The 14,477-nt window shown below is 72.4% G+C and carries 9 protein-coding genes; 3 read left to right on the top strand and 6 right to left on the bottom strand.

From position 1 onward, the window contains the following. Position 1: 1 nt before the first annotated feature. Positions 2–1,450 carry a DUF4192 domain-containing protein gene (locus BX266_RS24425; protein ID WP_180290594.1) on the bottom strand — a complete coding sequence of 483 codons (1,449 nt, stop codon included), beginning with the start codon at positions 1,448–1,450 and terminating at the stop codon, positions 2–4. A gap of 206 nt (positions 1,451–1,656) precedes the next feature. Between BX266_RS24425 and BX266_RS24420 the strand changes: the two genes are divergently transcribed. Continuing rightward, on the top strand, positions 1,657–3,852 hold the full coding sequence (locus tag BX266_RS24420) for a RecQ family ATP-dependent DNA helicase (protein ID WP_099903113.1): 2,196 nt from the start codon (positions 1,657–1,659) through the stop codon (positions 3,850–3,852). A gap of 315 nt (positions 3,853–4,167) precedes the next feature. Then, a complete protein-coding gene (locus BX266_RS24415; RefSeq protein WP_399171310.1) occupies positions 4,168–4,860 on the top strand; it encodes a hypothetical protein in 693 nt (230 codons plus the stop codon). A 322-nt stretch (positions 4,861–5,182) separates the two neighbouring features. Here BX266_RS24415 and BX266_RS24410 read toward each other — a convergent pair whose 3' ends face one another. The 3 genes from BX266_RS24410 to BX266_RS24400 all read right to left on the bottom strand — a co-directional run bounded on the left by BX266_RS24410 (position 5,183) and on the right by BX266_RS24400 (position 7,456). Next, positions 5,183–5,704, bottom strand: coding sequence for a hypothetical protein (locus BX266_RS24410; protein WP_310794802.1), 522 nt, complete (start codon positions 5,702–5,704; stop codon positions 5,183–5,185). Between the two features lie 277 nt (positions 5,705–5,981). Beyond that, positions 5,982–6,665, bottom strand: coding sequence for a ribonuclease HII (locus tag BX266_RS24405; protein ID WP_099903107.1), 684 nt, complete (start codon positions 6,663–6,665; stop codon positions 5,982–5,984). Between the two features lie 158 nt (positions 6,666–6,823). Beyond that, positions 6,824–7,456, bottom strand: a complete 633-nt coding sequence (locus BX266_RS24400; RefSeq protein ID WP_180290593.1) for a TetR/AcrR family transcriptional regulator — start codon at positions 7,454–7,456, stop codon at positions 6,824–6,826. Positions 7,457–7,603: 147 nt separating this feature from the next. Between BX266_RS24400 and BX266_RS24395 the strand changes: the two genes are divergently transcribed. After that, the gene (locus BX266_RS24395; protein WP_099903103.1) at positions 7,604–9,142 is read left to right on the top strand and encodes an MFS transporter; all 1,539 of its coding nucleotides are present in this window, start codon (positions 7,604–7,606) and stop codon (positions 9,140–9,142) included. 163 nt (positions 9,143–9,305) lie between these two features. On the opposite strand, the gene BX266_RS24390 is transcribed toward BX266_RS24395, so the two are convergent. Together BX266_RS24390 and BX266_RS24385 are read right to left on the bottom strand one after the other, a co-directional pair. Then, a complete protein-coding gene (locus BX266_RS24390) occupies positions 9,306–10,889 on the bottom strand; it encodes a DUF4153 domain-containing protein (RefSeq protein ID WP_259464831.1) in 1,584 nt (527 codons plus the stop codon). Positions 10,890–11,305: 416 nt separating this feature from the next. Next, on the bottom strand, positions 11,306–14,377 hold the full coding sequence (locus tag BX266_RS24385; RefSeq protein ID WP_143686985.1) for an Ig-like domain-containing protein: 3,072 nt from the start codon (positions 14,375–14,377) through the stop codon (positions 11,306–11,308). Positions 14,378–14,477 lie beyond the last annotated feature (100 nt).

The following is a 14,477-nucleotide window of genomic DNA, read 5'->3' as shown; positions in this document are numbered from 1 at the left end:
GTCAGCCTCCGAGGGTGTGTTGGTGTCGGTGCGCGCCGGTGCGGGTGCCGGGGTTCCTCGCTCCGGCGGACCGAAGGGTGCGCGTTCGGTTCCCCCGGCCGGCCCCGCGGGCGGCGGCTGACGGACCGTCGGGCGGTCCGGCCGGTCGGCCGCCACCCGGCCCGGGCGCACCTGCTCCACTGGGCCCGGGCCCGCCCTCCTCACTGCGCCCGGCCTCCTCCGGCGGATGGCGGTCGAAGCGGTCGACCGGTGACTTCGAGGTCGGAGCGGCGGCTCCCGGTGGTGCGGTGGGCGGCACGGTCCCGGGCGAATACGGCCGGTCCGGCAGCTCACTCAGCCGGGTACCGCGTTCGCGGCGGACCACCCGGAGCAGGGCCTCGGGGGCAATGCCCGAGTTCAGGGATTCGTAGAGCAGTTGAGCGAGGGTGTAGCCCGGTTCCAGTTCCAGGGCCCGGGCCAGCACGATCCGCGCCGTGGCGGAGTCGCCGCCCAGCCAGGACGTCCAGGCCAGCAGCGTCATCGGTGGGGCAGCCAGGTGCTCGAACGGGTCGACGCAGCGTTGGATGAGGAACCGCCACAGCCGTTGGGCGGCGACGAGTTCGTGCGGTTCGGCGTACTCGGCGGCCCGGTCCCGGCCGAGTCTGTCCTGCAGGCCGATGAGGATCCTGGCGGTCCGGCCGGTGTCCAGCTCCCGGGCGCCGGCGCGGAATTCCGCCATCGCCTCGGCCAGCAGCTCGGCGGTGCGCTCGACCGCCGCCGGGCGGCCGCCCGGGCCGGCCAGCTCCCGGATGAACGGCGGCCCGGCGTCCTCCAGGGCCCGACGCTGCACCTCGGACAGCGGCGGCCCGACCGCGGCCAGGCCCGCCACGATCGCCTTGCGGCTGCCGCGCGGGGCGAGGCCGGCGAAAGTGGCCGCGGCGGCCAGCGGGCTGGGGTGGTCCGGCTCCCGGACCGGAGTGCCGTCCGGCGGACAGCAGTCGACTCCGGTGCACAGGAAGGACCACCAGCGGCCCGCGGAGACGCACAGCGCCTCCTTCACCACCACTTCCTCGGACTCGAACGCCCGGGTGAGTGCGGCGGCCAGCGGCCGGAGGCTGCTCATGACGGACCGGGCGGCCGCGGGCGTTCGGACGCCGTCGGCAGGATCTCGGCACAGGTAAAGCAGGACTTGTACGGGTCGGCGCTCGCGCTGCTCGGAGAGCTCGACCAGCAGCCGGGCGGAATCCTCGGCGGTCCGCTCCCAGCACGCGGAGTCGTCCGGGATGTCGATCCGGATCACGCCGCCCTGGTCGAGCCCGGGGCCCTGCAGGCCCACCGCGACGATGCTGTCGTCCGGGAAGAAGCCCAGCAGGTAGGGAAGCATCTCCGCCATGTCGGCGGGGCCGCGCAGCCGGACCGGGAGGTGGCCGGGGCGCGGAACGGGGGTGGTGGTGCGGTCGTCTGCGGTCATGTCGCACAGCGTGGACCCCGACGGGCTCGGGTTCCCGAAATTTGTCCCAGCCTGTGGATAAATCGGGGGGTTCAGCATCTCCTCCCCCGAACGGCCCACATTCTCGCCGCCTGGGGATCATTTGACGGGTTATCAACCGATCAACGCCAGGTTGTCCACAGCCCAGCATTCGCGGTCCGTCCGTGCGGCACGGTATCCATGACCCCATGCAGACGCGCGAACTCCATCCGAGCACCCCAGCCGACCGCACCGCCGTCCGGGCCGCAGCCGAGGCCGTGCTGCAGAACCTCGCCGGCCCTTCCGCCACCCTGCGGGAGGACCAGTGGAAAGCCATCGAGGCCCTGGTGGTGGACAGCCGCCGGGCCCTGGTGGTGCAGCGCACCGGGTGGGGCAAGTCCGCCGTCTACTTCATCGCCACGGCGCTGCTCCGCGAGCGCGGCGCCGGACCGACGGTGATCGTCTCACCGCTCCTCGCCCTGATGCGCAATCAGGTCGACTCGGCCGCCCGGGCGGGCATCCACGCCCGGACGATCAACTCGGCCAACCCGGAGGAGTGGTCGGAGATCCAGCAGGAGGTCGCCGACGGCCGGGTCGACGTGCTGCTGGTCAGCCCGGAGCGGCTGAACAACCCCGACTTCCGCGACCAGGTGCTGCCCAAGCTGGCCGCGTCCACCGGCCTGCTGGTGGTGGACGAGGCGCACTGCATCTCGGACTGGGGCCACGATTTCCGGCCGGACTACCGGCGGCTGCGCACCATGCTCGCCGAGCTCTCCCCCGGCGTCCCGGTGCTGGCGACCACGGCGACTGCGAACGCCCGGGTCACCGCGGACGTCGCGGAGCAGCTCGGTACCGGCGCGGGCGAGGAGCAGGCCCTGGTGCTGCGCGGCCCGCTGGACCGGGAGAGCCTCAGCCTGGCGGTGCTCCCGCTGCCCGATCCGGCACACCGGCTGGCCTGGCTCGCCGACCACCTGGCCGACCTGCCGGGCTCGGGCATCGTCTACACCCTGACGGTGGCGGCCGCCGAGGAGGTCACCGAGTTCCTGCGCGGCCGCGGGTACCCGGTCGCCTCCTACTCAGGACGGACGGAGGACGCGGAACGCCGTGAGGCCGAGGCAGCGCTGCTGGCCAACCGGGTCAAGGCACTGGTCGCCACCTCCGCACTCGGGATGGGCTTCGACAAGCCGGATCTCGGCTTCGTGGTCCACCTCGGCTCCCCCAGCTCGCCGATCGCCTACTACCAGCAGGTCGGCCGGGCCGGTCGCGGGGTGGACCGGGCCGAGGTGCTGCTGCTCCCCGGCCGGGAGGACGAGGCGATCTGGCGGTACTTCGCCTCGATCGGCTTCCCCGCCGAGGAGCAGGTCCGCCGCACCCTCGACGCGCTCTCCCAGGCCGGCCGACCACTCTCCACGGCGGCGCTGGAGACCTCGGTCGACCTCCGCCGCACCCGGCTGGAGACCATGCTCAAGGTGCTCGACGTGGACGGCGCGGTCCGCCGGGTGCGCGGCGGCTGGGAGTCCACCGGCGAGGCGTGGCGCTACGACGCCGAGCGGTACGCGAAGGTCGCCCGGGCCCGCGAGGCCGAGCAGCAGGCGATGCGGGAGTACGTGGCCACCGAAGGCTGCCGGATGGAGTTCCTGCGCCGTCAGCTCGACGACCCGGAAGCGGCCCCCTGCGGGCGCTGTGACCGCTGCACCCCGCCCCGGCACTCCGCCGAGGTGTCGCCCGAGGCACTGGACGCGGCCCGGGCCGCCCTCGGCCGCCCGGGCGTCTCGTTCGACACCCGGCGGATGTGGCCGACCGGCATGGAGTCCCTCGGCATCCAGCTGAAGGGCCGCATCCCCGCCGACCAGCAGGCCGAACCGGGCCGGGCCCTGGGCCGGCTCTCCGACATCGGCTGGGGAGGCCGCCTGCGGACGCTGCTCGACGAACGCTCACCGGACGGTCCGCTGCCGCGCGAGGTGCTGGACGCGATGGTCGGGGTGGTCGCGGACTGGGCGCGCGGCCCCGGCGGCTGGGCCGGGCAGGCCGGACCGGACGGCGGACAGCTCGCCCGCCCCGTGGGAGTGGTGGCGCTCGACTCCTCCACCCGCCCGCACCTGCTGTCCGACCTGGCCGGCGGCCTGGCCTCGGTCGGCCGGATGCCGCTGCTCGGCCGGGTCGAGTACGCCACCGGTGAGCCACCGCACGGCCCGCGTAGCAACAGCGCGCAACGGCTGCGCTCGGTCGCCGGGGCCCTCGCGCTCTCCCCGGGCCTGGCCGAGGCACTCGCCGCCGCCCCCGGTCCGGTGCTCCTGGTGGACGACCTGGTGGACTCGGGCTGGACGCTGACGGTGGCCGCTCGCCTGCTCCGCCAGGCCGGTGCCACCGCGGTGCTTCCGCTGGTGCTGGCGGTCCGGGGGTGAGGCGGGTCGGGTGAGCCCCGAGCGGGAGCCGTGCCGGGTGTGACCCGCGGAGCTCGCGGGTAGCGTCTCGTACACCTGAAAGTTCCAGCGCGTACACCGTCCGCTTGCTGGACTGTCAGTCGATTGGCCCTACCGCAGACATGGAACATCTCCAGCAAAAGTGGCGATTCCGGGCGGCGTTCGTCATTTCATCATTGCCGCTCGACCCGCTCTCACCTGAGAATTGGAAGGCATCCAGCGCTCGGTCCGTCGGGCCCGGCCTTCGGCGTACGCCCGCACACCCCTGGGGTTGCGGGCCCGGGAAGGAGGATCGTGATCAACGGCATCGACCGAGGTCCCTCCCGGGGCGACAGCCCGAGGACCGTGACGCTGCAGGAGTGGATCGACCTCGGCGTGCCGCCCCTTCGCGCGCCGCGTGAGTTCGTCACCGAACTGCATCAGCGGCACCTCCCGCAGCCGGGAACCACGGTGGTCGCGGTGCTGGACGCGGGGCACCGGGCGGTGGCCTCCGCCTCGTTCGGCATCCGGCCGCAGTTCAGCGACGGGTGGGACCACCGGAACACGCTGCTCAGCCAGCTCCGCCGGGTCACCCCGCACGACCTGAAGCGCTCCGCGCCGAGCCGCACCGCCGTGCTGCTGCGCTGCCGCGAGGGCGTTCCGGACTGGACCGATCAGGACGGCGCCTGGATGTGGGCGCTGCGCGCAGCCGCCGAGCTGCACGGGCTGCGCTGCGGCTCGTACCTGACGCTCACCCCGGCCGGCTGGCAGTCCCTCGGCGACGGCCGACGGGGCCGCAACCCGCACTCGGGGTCGTGGGCGCTCGGCCCGATCCACACCGTCACCGAACTGCCGCCGCGGCTACCGCGCGACCTCCGTCCGGAGCCGCCCGGCCCACCGGCCGTCGAGCCGCCAGCCGCCGTCGTCGTCCCGGTCACCTCGCTGAGCGCGCTCCGCGCCCTCGAAGGCCCCCGCGAGAGCCAACCGGTCCGCCGCACCGCCACCCGCTGACGCCGAGCCGCACGGCCGCACCGCCCGAAGTCACCCCGGGCACCGACACCCCTGACCCACCCGCCCCGGTCCGGCCCCGACCACACGGAGCCGAGCCGAGCCGGAACGGCGACCCGCGACCACCGAGCCAGAACGTCGGACAGGAGAGCCGGTCAAGCCCCGACCACACGGAGCCGAGCCGGAACAGCGGCCCGGGAACACCGACCCGGAAACCGGACCGTAGAGCCGGACCGGGCGGCCGCCAGAGCCAACGCCGACAGCAACCCTCGGCGCGCCGGCCCGGCGAACCCGGCCGTGAAAGGAAACCCGGACGGACGGACCGTCAGGCGAACAGCGGGGCGACGGCGTCCGTGTCGCCGCAGACCACCAGCAGCTTCGCGGCCCGCTCCAGCGCGGTGCGCGCAGCAGCCGCCACCCGCTCCGAGCGGCCCTCGTTGACGACCAGCACCACCACGTCGCGGCGCAGCGGACGCGTCGCGGCGGCATCGGCGTAGAACACGTCGCCGCCGTCGGCGAGCTGCGCCCAGTAGCGCTCCTCGCCGAAGCTCAGCTCGTGCTGCTGCCAGGGGTGGGCCTCACCGACCGTCAGCACCAGCACGTCGCCGGGGCGGCGGCCGGACTCCAGCAGCTCGTCGACCGCTTCGTCGGCGCGGTCGAGCGCCTCCGCCGCGGTGACGGAGAGGAGCTGGACGGTCGGGCGCCCGGGCCGCGGGGCGGGGCCGGGCTTGGGTCGGGGCGCGGGCCGCGGTCCGGGGACCGGACGGTCCGCGCGGGGCGGCGCGGGACGCGGCGGCGCCGGGCGGGGGCCCGGGACCGGAGCGGCGACGGCGGTGGAAGAAGGCATACGGGGGGCAGGTGCGTCCGACTTGTGGGGAAGGGGAACGCCGGGGCCCGGGATCGTCTCGTGAATCTCCGGCTCCTCGGGGAAGACAGGCATACCCGGATTCCTATCAAATGCCGGTCGGATGCGCACGGGCACCCCACCAGTTGGAAGTGTGGCGTGGCACGCACCCCGGCGCGACAACGCCCCGGTGACGGGGGAATGAATGCTGACGAACCGTCAGGATCCGGTGGAAGTCGCCCCCGGAGAGGGGCTTGCGGGCCAGCGGCCCGCGCCCCGCTCAGAATCCGAGCGAGAGCTGTTCGCCGGTGTCGGCCGCGGTCCGCTGCCGCTTCAGGTGGCTCCAGCGCGGCAGGGCGTCCAAGTAGGCCCAGGACAGCCGGTGGTGCTCGGTCGGCCCGAGCTCGTCCAGCGCGGCGCGGTGCGTCGGCGACGGGTAGCCGGCGTTCTCGTCGAACGCGAACGCCGGGTGGTCCGCGCCGAGTTCGGCCATCAGCGCGTCCCGCCGGACCTTCGCCAGCACCGAGGCGGCGGAGACGCAGACGCAGGACTGGTCGCCCTTGATCACCGTGCGGACCTTCCACGGACCGCCCAGGTAGTCGTGCTTGCCGTCCAGGATCACCGCGTCGGGCTGCACCGGCAGCGCCTCCAGCGCGCGGACGGCGGCCAGCCGGAGCGCGGCCGTCATGCCGAGGTCGTCGCACTCCTGCGGCGAGGCGGCACCGAGCGCGTAGGCGGTCACCCACTCCTCCAGCACCGGGGCCAGCGCGTCCCGCCGCCGCTCGGTGAGCAGCTTGGAGTCGGTCAGGCCCTCCGGCGGCCGGCGCAGTCCGGTGACGGCGGCGCCGACCATGACCGGCCCGGCCCAGGCGCCACGGCCCACCTCGTCCAGGCCGACCACCAGTCGGGCGCCGGCCCGGCGCAGGGAGCGCTCGACCGAGTGGGTCGGCGGGTCGTACGGCATCGACGGAGTCCGTTCACTGAGCGGGCGGGCGGGCGTTCTGACCGGCAGCACGGCCGGACCCCCGTCGACGACGGACTGCCCGGCCACCTTCAGCGTACGCCGCCGCCGGGACACCCCGGTCCGCCGCCTGCCCGGGCCCCCGGCACGCACGGCGGCGCCTACGGACGGACCGGCCGGATCATCGGCAGCAGGATCTGCTCCAGCAGTTCTGCGCCGAACGCCTCGTCGATCACCCCGCCGCAGAACTTGGAGCGGTAGAGCAGCATGGCCGGCAGCACGTCGGCGACGGTGGGCACCGCCGCGCCGCGCCGGACGTCACCCCGGGCCTCGCCGCGGCGGAGGACCGCGAGGATCCCCTCGGTGGTCGGCCCCAACACCCGCTCGTGCAGGAAGCCCTTGAAGAACTCGGCTCGCTCGTGGTCGAGTTCACCCATCAGCGTGCGGACGGCGGCACCGATCGGGGAGCCCATCACCCCGACGTACGTCACGATGATGCGCCGCAGCTCCGCCTCCACGGACCCGAGGTCGGGAACGTCGGTCTGCGGCGGCATGGCGGCGACCACCGCGTCCATCACCAGGTCCGCCTTGGACGCCCAACGGCGGTAGAGCGCGGCCTTCCCGGTCTGGGCCGCGCCGGCCACGCCCTCCATGGTCATCCGGGCGAATCCGCCCGAAGTGAGCTGGTCGAGCGCGGCCTCGAAGATCGCCGCTTCCAGCGCCTTCCCCCGCCTGCGCTGCGGGGGGCCCTCCGCGGGGCCGTCGGCCGACTGCCGGCGGTCCGGCTGATCCATCGTCATCCACCCTAAAAGACGGTTGCGTTCACTATCGGCGCGGACTATCGTCCCCCGCAGTGAACGTCGCCGTTCACTATTCGCACCAACGAGAACCATACCGAACAGCAGTGGCCAGCAGGGGGCACATCAGTGGCTATCTCCGACATGCTCAGCAAGTCCGCTCCACCCGGGTCCGGTGGCGAGCGACGCAAGGGCGTCACGCTCGCGGTCATCGCGGCCACCCAGCTCATGGTCGTCCTCGACGCGACCATCGTGAACATCGCGCTCCCGCACATCCAGGACGCGCTGAAGTTCTCCACCACCAACCTGTCCTGGGTGATCAACGCCTACACGCTGACCTTCGGCGGCCTGCTGCTGCTCGGCGGCCGGGCCGGCGACATCCTCGGCCGCCGCCGGGTGTTCATCGTCGGCGTGCTGCTGTTCGGGCTGGCCTCGCTGCTCGGCGGCTTCGCGCTGAACGGGGGCATGCTGCTGGCGGCCCGCGCGCTCCAGGGCATCGGCGGGGCGATCTGTTCACCGACGGCCTTCGCCCTGATCGCCACCAACTTCAAGGAGGGCCCCGAGCGCAACCGCGCCTTCGGGGTCTTCTCGGCGGTGGCCGGTTCCGGCGCCGCGATCGGGCTGCTGGCCGGCGGGGTGCTCACCGAGTACCTCAACTGGCGCTGGGTGTTCTTCGTCAACGTGCCGATCGCCGCCCTGATCGCCTGGGCCGCTCCGCGGTACATCAACGAGTCGGAGCGGCACCCGGGCACCTTCGACCTGCCGGGCGCACTGACCTCCACGCTCGGCCTGGTCAGCCTGGTCTACGGCTTCATCCACGCCGCCGACCCCAAGGCCGGTTGGGGCGACGGCGTGACGATCGCGTCCTTCGCCGTCGGAGCCGCCCTGCTGGCCGCCTTCGTGGTGATCGAGCAGCGCACCGCCCAACCGATCACCCCGCTACGGCTGTTGCGCGAGCGGAACCGCACCGGCGGTCTGATCATGATGCTCTGCCTCGCCGCGGCGATGTTCGGCATCTTCTTCTACGTGACGCTGTTCGTGCAGCGGGTGCTCGGGTACAGCGCGCTCAAGGCGGGCGTGGCCTTCCTGCCGATCAGCGTGGCCATCATCATCGCGGCCCAGATCGCCTCCGCCTACCAGGCCCGGGTGGGGCCGAAGCCCTTCATGGCCGGCGGCGCCGTGCTGGTGACGGCCGGCCTCGGCTGGCTGACTCAGACCAACGTCGACAGCAGCTACGCGCTGGGCGTCCTGGGCCCGACGGTGACCTTCGGCTTCGGCATGGGCCTGATCTTCGTCCCGGTGATGCTGATGGCGGTCGCCGGAGTCGCCGCGCACGAGACGGGCGCCGCCTCGGGCCTGCTCAACTCGGTGCAGCAGATCGGGGGTTCGGTCGGCCTGTCGATCCTCACCACGGTGTTCGCCAAGGCGGCCACCTCCGAGGGCAACCGCCAGCAGCCGGACTTCCGCGCCAGCGCCTCGCCCGCCGACCTGCAGTACGCCCAGCAGCACCAGAGCTTCCCGCCTGGCAGCAAGTGGGCCAACGAGGTGCTGGCGTACGCCATCTCGCACGCCTTCGTGGTGGGCGTCGCCTTCGCCGTGGTGGCCCTGCTGACCGCTCTGTTCGTGGTCAAGGCCAAGCCGGGAGACCTGCCCACCGAAGCCCCGGCGGGGATGGCCGTCTGACGACGCCCCACCACCGCTGAACCGCCCGGAGGGTGGGGCGCACGACCACCGCCCCACCCTCCGTACCACCGTCGCCTCGCCGACGCCCCCCGCCGCCCGCCGACGCCCCCGCTCCCCCACGGGCGCAAGCGCCGAACACGAACAGGGAGCGTGTCCGGAACTCCTAGTACGAGTCCGTCCGGCTCTCGTAGCCGGTGAAGCCGATCCGACGGCACGCCGCACCGCGGTCCGCGGTCACCGGCCGCTCGGCGAGGATCTCCCGGGCGCGGGACTCGGCCTGGCTGATCGCGTACCAGGGCGGCGCGGCCTCGTCCGCCAGCTCGGCGGCGATCGGCTGCAGCGCGCAGGTGCGGTAGTCACCGGTGAGCCCGTCCAGGGCGGGAACGGCGTCGACGGAGAGGGTGCGCAGGTAGCCGACGTCGAGTCGGGTGCCGCTGCTCAGCTCGCGGTCGATGTTCTGCTGGGCGATCAGGCCGTCGGTGCGCAGCAGCCCGAAGACGGCGACGGCCGCGGCGGCGCTCAGCACCACGGCGCGCGGCAGCCAGCGGCGGGTGGAGAGCACGGAGCCGAACAGCACCATCAGGAAGACCAGGCCGAGCCAGATCTCCACGGCGGCGACGTTGACCCGGAGGCGGGTGAGGCCGAAGGCGTCCATGTAGAGGCTCATCCGGACGAGCGCGGTGCCGACGACCACCAGGGTGAGCGTGCAGAGCAGTCCGAGCAGGATCTTGACCATCCGGCGGTCACCCTCGTTGCTGCGCGGCGCCCAGTACTTGGCGAGCGCGACGACCGCCAGGGTGAGCACGGCGATCCAGAGCAGCTGCCAGAAGCCCTGGCGGGCATAGGCGGCCGGGGTCATCCCGGTGCGGCTCATGATCGAGCTGTAGCCGCCGACCAGCACCACGAGTTGCACCACCACGAAGGTGCCGAACAGCAGGTTCAGCACGACCAGCGGCATCGCCCACTCCAGCCGGCCGCGCTCCTTGCCGACCGGGGTGTTGACGCGGTCCCAGCGGCGCGGCGCGGCGGCGGTGTGCGCGGCGCCGAGCGCGACCACCGCGCTGACGAAGAACAGCACGGCGCGGAACGGGATCTCCCCGCCGTCCACCGACGGCACGAGGCTCTCCAGCAGGTCGGCCACGGTGGAGTCGGCTCCGGAGAACAGCGCGCCGAAGACGATCAGCAGCACCAGCGAGACGAGGACCGCCTTGGCCACCGGGGCCACCCGGTTCCTGGCCGGAAATCGACGGTCCTTCAGCGCCGCGATGCCCCAGACGAGTCCGGGCAGCAGGTGCGCCAGCAGTCCGATCGAGCCGAGCGCCACACCGGGCCAGCGGGTGCCGCCGTGCAGGGCGAGCGAGGCGACGCCGACCGCGACGGTCAGGGCGAGGAACACCGCGAGGCCGGAGCCGCTGACCGCGGGCACCAGGCAGAGCAGCAGCGACGCGACCGCGAAGGCGGTGTGCCACGGCTTGACGGTCCGTCCGGTGCCGAACGCCGTCAGCGCCGCGCCGACGGCCGCCACCAGGGCGCACAGCAGCAGGTTGACGCCGAACCCGTCGCCGAGCGCGATCGCGCCGACCAGTCCGGTTCCGAGCGCCGCACCCACCACCCGCAGCCTGGCGGGTTCGGCCGGCCGGGCCTTGCTGAGCCGCAGCCAGTCCGGCTCCGGCGGCGGCGCGAACGGCCGGTACTGGTACGGGTTCGGCCCCGCCCCGGCCGCCGCGGCGGCCGCCACCCCGCCCATCGGCCGGGGCGCTCCCCCGGGCTGCGGCACCTTGTCGAACACCGGCGGCGCGGGCGGCGCGAACGCGGCGAACGGATCGCCCGCCGCCCCACCGACACCCGCCGAAGCACCGGCTCCCGAAGGAGCACCGGTTCCCGCCGGACCGCCAGCCCCGGCGGGAATGCCCGAACCCGACGGACCACCCGCCCCCGACGAACCCGGTTGGTCCCCCGAACCGGACGACGACTGCGACATGAGGCCCCCTCAGAAAATTGGCGCACGGCGGCTTTCGGCCAGCCGTGCGCCTGGTCGTGCCGAGACTCTAGGACCCTAGCCCCATTTCTGAACAGGTTCAAAAAGCCGCCGGGGCGGCTTGGTCACAGAGTTGTGACACAAGCCGCCCCGGCAGTCGTCAACCGTCGGTCCGGTCAGCCCGCTCAGTAGGTCCCGTAGAGCGAGTACACGAGGTTGTCCTTGACGGCCGTGCCGAAGCCGGCCGGGAAGGTGCCGAACGGGACGGCGGCGTTGCTGTACACGCCCGAGCCGGCCGGACCGGAGCTGTAGTGCATGTTGTTGACGGTGGAGCTGGTGCCGTTGGAGTTGTAGATCACCCAGTACGTGGTGTTGGCCGCCAGCGTGTAGGTGATCGGGGCGCTGTTCCAGGCGTTGGCGCTCAGCGTGCCGACCGAGCTGGTGGCCAGCAGGGCGTCCGGCGAGCCGGCGTTGTCGCTGTAGATCGCGATCTGGAACTGGTTGTTGGGCGCCGCGCTGATCTGCCCGGTGTGCACGTTGAGCGAGGTGAGCGCGATCGAGGAGGCCCCGGTGGTGATCTTGGAGCCGTTGAGGTGGTTGGAGTCGGTGTCGTCGAGCTGGGTGCCGACGGCGCTGTTGCCGATGGTCTGCGGCGGGGCGCCGGCGGTGGTGAAGGCCGCGGTGTAGGCGGCGGTCTGGGTGTTGCTGGCGAGGTCCTTCACGTTGGCGACGCTCAGCGTGTAGCCGGTGCTGAGCGAGAGCGCCGCGGTCGGGGTGAAGGTGACGGTGTTGGTGCCGGCGTCCAGCGCGACCGTGCCGGTCACCGCGACGGAACCGGTGGTGGTCTTCAGGGTGACGTTGGCGCCGTTGACGGTGCTCGCCTGGACCGGCTCACTGAACGAGGCCTTCACCGGGGTGGTGGCCGAGACGCCGGTGGCGCCGTTGGCCGGGACGGAGCCGGTGACGGTCGGGGCGACCGTGTCGGTGCCGTAGGTGGCGGTGTAGGAGCCGACGTTGCCGTCGAAGAAGGCGTACGGGACGCCGTGGATGGTCTCGATCCGGTAGCTGACCGAGGTGGTGCCCTGCTTGACGCCGGTCAGCGTGCCGGAGGCCGAGTTGACCGGGACCATCGCGCGCAGGCCGTTGGCGCCGCCGGTGATGCTGAAGCTCAGCGTGTTGGCGCTCCAGGACATCCCGGAGAACGCCGAACCGTTGCGGTAGTCCAGCCAGTTGAGCAGCTGCCGGCCGGAGACCACGGGGGCGCCGTGCGCCTTCGCCGAGGCGATGACCTGGTCGGAGGCGGTGGAGGCGGCGTAGTCGGTGTGGATGTTGGCGGTCAGGACGGTGTAGTAGCCCTTGGAGTTGTAGGCGTTGTCCAGCAGCGTGTTGACGGTGCCGGGCATCGACTGCCCGGACTCGTCGGTCAGCTCGGTGGTGGCCTGGTACTCGTTGATGGTGCTGCCGTCGGAGTCCGCGTACTTCATCGGGAGGCCGGTGCCGTTGAAGTAGCCGGGCCGGTCCTGCACGAAGCTGCCGGGGTAGTAGTAGTAATCGGTGTCCAGCCGGATGCCGTTGGCCAGCTTGGTCTTCGCCTGGGTCGCCCAGTCGTCCCACTCCACGCAGTGCGTGCGGGTGCTGTCCGGGTTGGGCAGCGAGGCGTATTTGGCCTTCCAGGCTCCGAGCTGGGTGGCGTAGATGTTCTGCAGGTCGGCGGGGGTGCCCCACGGGGTGCAGTTGGTGGTGACGTGGACGCCGATCTCGAAGCCCTGGTCGGAGTAGGCCTTGGCCTGGGCGTCGGTCATCGGGTCGTCGGTGTAGATGTACGAGGAGGCGCGCACGCACTCCCAGTTGGCGACGTTGCAGCCGACCGGGCTCTGCGCGACGTAGCCGTCGAAGCGGCCGCCGGTGCCGCCGATGCCGTGGTCGTCACCGGTCATCACCACGACGGCCTTGACGTCCCGCGGGAAGTACCAGAACTTCGGCAGCGGCTTCTTGCTCGCGTCGATGGTGGTGATCAGGTTGGCGAGCAGCCGCTGCTGCTCGTCGGCGATCGGGATCTGCGCCTTGTCGAGGTTGTTCCAGTTCAGCTGGCCGCCGGTGCCGAAGAACATCTCGCTGGCTTCGATGCCGTCGACGTTGTCGCGCTGCTGGCCGCCCCAGGCGGCGTTGCCCTGGCGGGTCTGCACCACGGACTTGGCGAGGTCGAAGGTGAACGCGGCGGCCTGGCCGCTGCCGACGGTGCGCAGGGTGACGGCCGGGTTGGTGGTGGCCACGGCGACGTCGCTGTACAGGGTGGCGACGGCGGTGGCGCCGTTCAGGGTGTACTTGTCGGCGGTGCCGTGAAAGCCCATGGTGTCGGAGGTGAGTCCGGTGCCGGGCGCCGCGGTGGTGTCGATCTTCAGGTACGAGTCGGCCAGCGTGTCGGTGCTGGTGGTGAGGCCGAGCAGCCCGGCGAGCTGCTTGTCGGGCCGCATCGCGACGAGCCGGCCGCCGCCGTTCACCCAGGTGGTGAACATGGTGGTCTGAGCCGCCGTCAGAGTGTTCTCGGCCAGCAGCGCCACGTCGTACGAGTTGAGCATGGTGGCGGTGACGGCGCTGATGTCCACGGTCTTGTAGTAGTTCAGGCCCTCGGCCTTGAGGATCTCCCCGTAGTACGTGGTGTACGGGTTGGCCGAGTTGGTGATCAGCAGGATCGGACCCTCGTTGCCCGGGCCGGCGCCGGGCGTGCCGCCGCTGCCGCCGGACTGGGTGTAGGTGGCGTAGATCGAGTAGTTGAGGGTGCCGGTGGAGACGGCGCCGAAGCTGCTCGGCCAGGTGCCGTAGGCGGTGCCGCCGGTGGAGTAGCCGCTCTGGCCGCCGGTCGAGTAGTTCAGGTTGTTGACCGCGGCGGAGACGCCGTTGGAGTTGTACGCCAGCCAGTACGGCGTGTTCGGCGCGAGCGTCGCGGCGACCGGCAGGGTGTTCCAGGCGTGCGCGGTCAGCGTGCCGGAGGTGGAGTTGCCGAGCAGCGCGCCCGGCTTGCCCGCCACGTCGCTGTAGACGGCGACCTGGTACTGGTCGTTCGGCGTGGCACCGACCGCGCCCACGTACACGCTGACGCTGGTGACGGTGCCACCGCTGGCGCCGGTCACGAAGCGCGAGGTGTTGATGTAGTTGGAGTCGCCGGAGTCGGTGGCGGTGCCGATGGTGTTGTTGCCGAGAACGGCGGTGACCGCGTGCGCCGGGGGCGCCACCATCAGCCCGACGGATGTGACCAAGGCCACGAGCAGCCCGGCGATGCGTTTTCTGATCCTCACGCCAACCCCCCAAGGTCGGATGACCGGATGAACGGCAGAAGTGCCGCCCTCCGTCCTACCG

Origin of the sequence: Streptomyces sp. TLI_171 (assembly GCF_003610255.1) — a bacterium.
Lineage (GTDB): Bacteria > Actinomycetota > Actinomycetes > Streptomycetales > Streptomycetaceae > Kitasatospora.
This window is presented reverse-complemented; position numbering and strand designations above follow the sequence as displayed.